Genomic DNA, 6,653 nt, shown 5'->3' on the forward strand with positions numbered 1-6,653 from the left:
AAGTGACGGTGACTTCCCCTAGACGTTCACCGTTGCGGTGGCTGCATATAAAACAGGACTGGAAGTGAACGGAATCTTAGCCGATCCCACATAAGCAAGAGATCACCCTACCAGGCTCGATCCCCCTCACGAACACATATACCGATACGGCCCCGGCTGGCATGCACGCAGCAAGAGATGAAAATTATCCTCCTTCAGCGTATACATGCCGCCAAAGAACGGATCGACAATCAGCCACCCCGGCACGCCGAAGAAGATAATATTACCGAAGAGATACCAGTTGCTGAAACGGGTTTCCAGCGGTAGCGACAGGGAGTAATACCCTTCGTGTTTTAGCCTCAGCGTATAGTTTTTCTTCCCGAAGTAGCGGCCATCCGTCTTTTTCAGCGTCACGGACTGGGGGGTGATGCCCTGTGCAGCAATCTCTCCCTTGCCATCAAAAATCGTAAAGGCAGCGCTCTTTGGCGTACTGTCGATATACACCGTGGCGTCATTATTGCTAACCAGCGTCGCGCAGCCGGTTAACAGCGGCAATAACAGTAAGAAGAGTAATTTTTTCATGCGGGCGCTCCTTTTTTAATAGGGAGTAAGAGCGTCACGGGAAGAGAGAAGCTTAACCCGTAAAACAAAACACCCGGCAATTGCCGGGTGTTTTTAGCGGGAGCAGAAGAGAGATTAAGACAGCAGGCTGAACGCAATCATCCCGACAATCGCCCCGGTGGTACCGAGGATGGTTTCCATCATCGTCCAGGTCTTCAGCGTTTGTGCTTCGGTCGCGCCGGTAAATTTACCGAACAGCCAGAAGCCCGCGTCGTTCACGTGGCTCACCACGATAGAACCACCCGCGATACAGATAGACAGAGCTGCCATCTGCGCGCCGTTATAATTCAGCTGCTCGATAACCGGCATCACCAGGCCAACGGCGGTCAGGCAGGCCACGGTCGCGGAACCCTGAATGATACGTACCGCAGCCGCCAGCACAAAGCAGGTAATCGCGATAGGCAGACCCATGCCGGTCAGCGCTTCGCCCAATGCCGGGCCCACGCCGGAGTCAACCAGCACCTGTTTGAACACGCCACCAGCGCCGATAACCAGCAGGATAATCCCCGCAGGCTGCAGCGCCTGGCCGCACACCGCCATCACTTTTTCTTTGTCCATGCCCTGGCGATAGGCCAGACCATAAATAGCCACCAGGCAGGCCACCAGAATCGCGGTAAACGGGTGGCCGATGAACTCCAGCCATTCGTACAGCGTAGAACCCGGCGCGGTGAAACGAGCGGCAATGGTTTTCAGGCCAACCAGCACCAGCGGCAGCAGGATCAGCGACAGGCTGAAGCCAAAGGACGGCAGCTTGCCTTCACCCAGGTGCGGCTCGGAGATATCGTCCGGGATTTCCAGCGAAACAAATTTGCTGATGAAGTTCCCGAACAGCGGGCCGGCGATAATCATGCCAGGGATCGCGGCGCACAGGCCAATAAGGATCATCCAGCCAAAGTCAGCGTGCATCTGCGATGCCAGCAGCATTGGCGCAGGCCCAGGCAGCAGGAACGCGGCAGCAGCGGCGACGCCTGCAAACAGAGGGATCACCAGCTTCACCAGGTTGGTTCCGGTATGGCGCGCCATCGAAAACGCAACGCTTATCAGCAGCACGATGGCTACCTCAAAGAACAGCGGCAGCGCGCAAATCAGACCCGCCAGGCCAATCGCGTAATGCGCGCGGCTGTGGCCGAAGGACTTCAGCATCTTAACGGCAATCTGATCTACCGCGCCGGTTTCATGCAGAATTTTGCCGAACATAGCGCCGAGGGCGACCACAATCGCCAGGAAGCCCAGCGTGCCGCCCATGCCTTTCTGCATGGTGTCGGCGATTTTGTCGAGCGGCATGCCGGAGAACAGACCGGCACCAATAGAAACCACCATCAAAGCCACGAAGGCGTGCATACGGGCCTTCATCACTAAAAACAGCAGGAGCAGCACGGAGCCGACCGCTGTTAAAACAAGCGTTAATGTACTCACTCTGCGCTGCCCTGGTTGATTAATGCGAGGGTGCTGGCGACAACACCGTCCAGCGGCTGGTCGATATCCACGATCAGCACATCTTTTTCATCCGCCTGCGGCTCTTGCAGGGTTTCGAATTGAGTCACCAGCATCTGAGTTTTAAAGAAGTGGCCTTTACGCGCCTTCAGGCGGCTTTCAATCACCTCGAAGTCGCCTTTCATATAGATGAAGGAGAGGTTCGGGTTACCGTCACGCAGCAGGTCGCGGTAGTGCTTTTTCAGCGCCGAGCAAACGATCAGCGAAACCTTGTTGGTGCGCTGCATCGCAAACGCGGCATCATTCAACGCTTTCAGCCACGGGGTACGGTCGTCGTCGTTCAGCGGCTCGCCGGAGGCCATTTTCAGGATGTTGCTGCGGGGGTGCAGGAAGTCGCCGTCAAGAAATGCGGCGTTCAGCTGATGGGCAACTTCGCTGGCAACGGCGGATTTACCGCTGCCGGAGACGCCCATCAGGACGTAAATGTGGTGGTCGTGATTAGTAGTGCTCATGATGGCTCCGACTCTGACACAAAGTAATGCGCCTGGTTTTGTTACGGGTAACTGTTACCGATAACATTTTCCGGTCTGGCTGAGCAATAAGCAATAACCATTAGCTTGCAAAGTGTATAAGTGTGAGCTGTATCAAATAAAAATTTCGGCTTAGATCGAGCCACCGGGCGACAGCGTAAAGCCTAAATCCAGCATTTTCGGGGTAATGATTTCACCGCGAATACGGGCCAGCAGACGCTCTGCCCCGATACGCCCCATGCGCTCTCGCGGGGTCAGCACGCTCGCCAGACGCGGCTCCATCACCTGCCCGATGTCGTGGCCGTGGAAACCGGCAATCGCCATATCCTCCGGGATGCGCAAGCCCTGACGCTGGCATTCAAACGCCGCACCAATCGCTAAGTCATCGTTGGTACAGAAGATGCTGTCGAGCTGCGGATATTCGCGTTTCGCCTGGCGCAGCAGCTCAATACCGGTGGAATAAGAAGAGGAGTTTTCAATCATCACGCTATACGGCGTCAGCCCGGCGTCGAGCATCGCCTGCTCGTAGCCTTTTTGCTTGATGAGGGTACGTTCGTCGAGGCGCGCGCCAAGATAGGCAACGTGCTTATGCCCACGGGAAATAATGTTGGCTGTCATTTGGCGAGCCGCTTCGAAGTTATCAAAGCCCACGGCGATATCCAGGCAAGGAGAGACGCTGTCCATCAGCTCCACCACCGGAATACCGGCAACTTCAATCATTTTCAGCGTTCTGGGCGTGTGGTTGCGCTCGGTCAGAATCAGGCCGTCGATGTTCCAGGACAGCATAGATTCCAGACGCTCCTGCTCCAGCTCCGGCTTATAGCCGTAGTGAGCGAGCATGGTCTGGTAACCGTGGGCATCAATAACGTTTTCAATGCCGCGCAGCACTTCGGCGAACACCTGGTTGGTCAGCGAAGGAAGCAGGACGCCAATGGCCCGGCTGGTTGAATTAGAAAGAATATCCGGCGCACGGTTCGGGATATAGCCCAGCTCATCTAACGCGGCGGCAATTTTTACCTGCAGAGCGGCAGACACCTGATCAGGATTACGTAAGAAACGGCTGACCGTCATTTTGGTCACCCCAACGCGATCCGCAACATCCTGTAGTACCGGTCTTTTCTTTTTCATCGTCCTGCTTGGCTTATGAAGTTTCGACAGCCGAGTTTAGCACGGACAAAAGAAAACCCGCCCCTTTTTCAGGGACGGGTTGTGACGGGTAACGTTTATACCGGCGGCAGGTCGAACAGCAGGATCTCGCTCGCTTCGCTGGCATGAACGGAAATCGCTTGTTCATCCCAGACCGCGATCGCATCGCTGGTTTTTGCCTGCGTGCCGTTAATGGACACGTCGCCTTTTACCACCTGGATCCAGACGCGGCGGTCGGCCGGAATCTGGTACACAGACTGCTCGTCTTTGGCCAGCGCCCAGCGGGACAGCTCCATATCCTGATAAACCTTCAGAGAGCCATCACGTGCATCCGGAGAAAGCACCAGCTGGCGTCCCTGAGGAGCATCAAAACGACGCTGATCGTAGCGCGGCGTAATCCCGGTTTTTTCTGGAATAATCCAAATCTGGTACAGGCGCAGCGGTTCGGTCTGGCTGGCGTTGTACTCAGAGTGACGGATCCCGGTCCCGGCGCTCATAATCTGGAATTCCCCCGCAGGAACCCGCTCTTTGTTGCCCATGCTGTCCTGATGCTCAACCGCGCCTTCCAGCACGTAGGTCAGAATTTCCATGTCTTTATGCGGATGGGTACCAAAGCCCTGGCCTGCATCAATGACGTCTTCGTTAATGACCCGCAGCGCCGAGAAGCCCATAAAGTTAGCGTCATAATAGTCGGCAAAAGAGAAGGTATGCCAGCTGTCCAGCCAACCGTGGTTCGCATGGCCGCGGTCCTGTGCTTTTCTTAAGTAGATCATGTTATGTCCTCCGCAATTCGTTTGATGGGATAAGTGTGGACCCATTTCGCGGAGGATCATAGAGGGTGAAAATTGACTCCTCTGTTCAAAAAAAGTGAACGAGTTAGAGGAGTCAAAATGCTATCAGGCGAGGCTTATTGTCGCAGGAGATGGCTGTTCGAAACCGCGCTCCAGGATTTCCAAATTGGTGAGAGCTTCAATTTCTCTGACGTAATTAGGCTTGCCGCCAATCAGCGTGTCGTACAGCGCATCGTAGACGCGGCCATAGTCGCCCACTTCCGGTTTCCACTCCTCACGTACCATTTCCCCGGCTTCGTTGACGTACTCCAGTGTCGCCACGCTGCTGTCTGCGCCAAAGCCTGGCTCACCCGGCATGATGTACGCTTTGAGGCTGGTTTCCTGCTGGTCGATGCCGTACTTCACAAACGAGCCTTTGGTACCGTGCACGATGAATTTCGGGTAGTCGATTTTCACCAAATGGCTGGTTTTCACGATCGCCTTAAGGTCGCCAAAGAACAGCTGGGCTTCAAAAGTATCGTCCGGGTTGGCTTTATTGCGCAGGCTGCGGATGTCATAGGCGACGTGTTCCGGGCGGCCAAACAGGGAGATGATTTGGTCCATGGTGTGCACACCCAGGCCGTAGAAAGCGCCGTCCGCCGGTTTACCTGGATTCGCAGGCGCATCCGGGCGGTACATATCAAAGTGGCTTTCAATTTCCACAATCTTGCCGAGCTTGCCGCTTTCGATGGCTTTTTTCATCGTCAGGAAGCAGGAATCAAAGCGGCGATTCTGGTAAGGCGTGACCACCAGCCCCTTCTCTTTTGCCAGCGCAAACAGCTCGCGCGCTTCGGCCAGCGTCGGAGTAAATGGTTTTTCCACCAGCACGTTTTTACCCGCTTCGAGCGCCTTTTTCGCATACTCAAAATGGCTGTCGACGTGGGTACAAATCACCACCAGTTTGACCTGCGGATCGGTGAGGATGTCATCAAGCTGGCTGGTGAAATGGATCCCGGCGTACTGCGGCTGCTGTTCCAGCTCAGGCTTTTCGCTGCGGCGAAAGATGTGGGCCACGTTGAGCTTGTCTTTACGGAAGAGTACGAACGGAAGGTGATAGCGGGTGGTACTTTTACCAAAGCCGATGAAGGCACAGTGCAGAGTCATTTCATTGTCCTTTTTGATTTGAGCTGACTGTACCTTACTGCATTTTCCATCCACGTTTTATTAAAACCGGACAAAGGTTTGGCCAAATAAGCGCAACCAACGCAGCTACGGCTTCAAATAAGAAGGGCAAAAAAAAAGCCAGCACCCGGCTGGCTAAAGTAATACTGGAAGCAATGTGAGCAATGTCGTGCTTTCAGGATGTCTCCGTAGGGGTCTCCCCTGAACGCATGGCAATAATAATCATTATCATTCGCACTTGTAAAGCGTTTTTTGAAAAAAATAGCGTTGACTTGCGGTTCAAAGTCAATGATGTTTAAAAGGTTTTCCATAACTCATTGAGGAGAAAAGGATGAAATCAGTTGTTGTGCGTCACGCCGAACCTGGCGATGCGGAAGCTTTACAAAAAATGTATGCCCATCCGGCGCTTTACCGCGACACGCTGCAGCTACCTCATCCTTCTCTAAAAGCCTGGCATGACCGAATTACCGACCCCAGACCGGGGAGCCGACATTTGGTGGCATGCATCGACGATGAGATTGTGGGGCAGTTAACGCTCACGGTGGAACAGTCTCCGCGCCGTAGCCATGTCGCCACTTTCGGCATGGGCGTGCATTACGATCATCAAGGAAAAGGTATTGCGTCGGCTTTGCTTAAGGAAATGATTGCCCTGTGCGATAAGTGGCTTCGCGTCGAGCGCATTGAGCTGACGGTGTATACCGATAACGCGGCTGCGCTGGCGGTGTACCGCAAGTTTGGCTTCGAGGTGGAAGGCACCGGGAAGCGCTTTGCGCTGCGCGACGGCGAGTATGTGGATGCGTATTTTATGGCACGTTTTAGACCGGGGTGATTTTAGCCCTCACTCGGTCACTCTCTTATACCCTATTTTCTCGGAGGATATCTTTCGCTCCGCGGCTGTTCCGTTCACCCGTAGATCAATGTTCTCTACACGCTCAGAGCACGGTGAACGTGCCAGGGAGAAAGCGCCATCTCCCTGGCAACCCCGGCGCCC

7 protein-coding genes are annotated in these 6,653 nt (G+C 54.6%); 1 reads left to right on the plus strand and 6 read right to left on the minus strand.

The genetic code is table 11. The annotated features are described in order from the left end of the window. Window positions 1–126: 126 nt before the first annotated feature. From CNE01S_RS22425 to CNE01S_RS22450, 6 genes are all read right to left on the minus strand, one after another. Entirely contained in the window at window positions 127–561 is a 435-nt protein-coding gene (locus tag CNE01S_RS22425; RefSeq protein WP_061278722.1) for a hypothetical protein, read from the minus strand. A gap of 114 nt (window positions 562–675) precedes the next feature. Next, window positions 676–2,016: a gluconate transporter gene (gene gntU, locus CNE01S_RS22430; protein WP_038477973.1), complete on the minus strand. Its 1,341-nt coding sequence runs from the start codon at window positions 2,014–2,016 to the stop codon at window positions 676–678. Beyond that, on the minus strand, window positions 2,013–2,546 hold the full coding sequence (gntK, locus tag CNE01S_RS22435; protein WP_061278724.1) for a gluconokinase: 534 nt from the start codon (window positions 2,544–2,546) through the stop codon (window positions 2,013–2,015). The genes gntU and gntK overlap by 4 nt, the downstream gene beginning before the upstream one ends. 150 nt (window positions 2,547–2,696) lie before the next feature. Then, window positions 2,697–3,692 (minus strand): gluconate operon transcriptional repressor GntR, encoded by a 996-nt coding sequence (gene gntR, locus CNE01S_RS22440; RefSeq protein WP_038477967.1) that lies wholly within the window; start codon window positions 3,690–3,692, stop codon window positions 2,697–2,699. Window positions 3,693–3,787: 95 nt separating this feature from the next. Beyond that, on the minus strand, window positions 3,788–4,483 hold the full coding sequence (locus CNE01S_RS22445; protein ID WP_039298485.1) for a pirin family protein: 696 nt from the start codon (window positions 4,481–4,483) through the stop codon (window positions 3,788–3,790). A gap of 123 nt (window positions 4,484–4,606) precedes the next feature. After that, the gene (locus tag CNE01S_RS22450) at window positions 4,607–5,644 is read right to left on the minus strand and encodes an oxidoreductase (protein ID WP_061278725.1); all 1,038 of its coding nucleotides are present in this window, start codon (window positions 5,642–5,644) and stop codon (window positions 4,607–4,609) included. Between the two features lie 349 nt (window positions 5,645–5,993). Between CNE01S_RS22450 and yhhY the strand changes: the two genes are divergently transcribed. After that, window positions 5,994–6,491, plus strand: a complete 498-nt coding sequence (yhhY, locus tag CNE01S_RS22455; protein WP_061278727.1) for an N-acetyltransferase — start codon at window positions 5,994–5,996, stop codon at window positions 6,489–6,491. The last annotated feature ends 162 nt before the right edge of the window (window positions 6,492–6,653 follow it).

This window comes from Cedecea neteri NBRC 105707 = ATCC 33855 (assembly GCF_001571265.1).
Classification (GTDB): Bacteria; Pseudomonadota; Gammaproteobacteria; order Enterobacterales; family Enterobacteriaceae; genus Cedecea; species Cedecea neteri.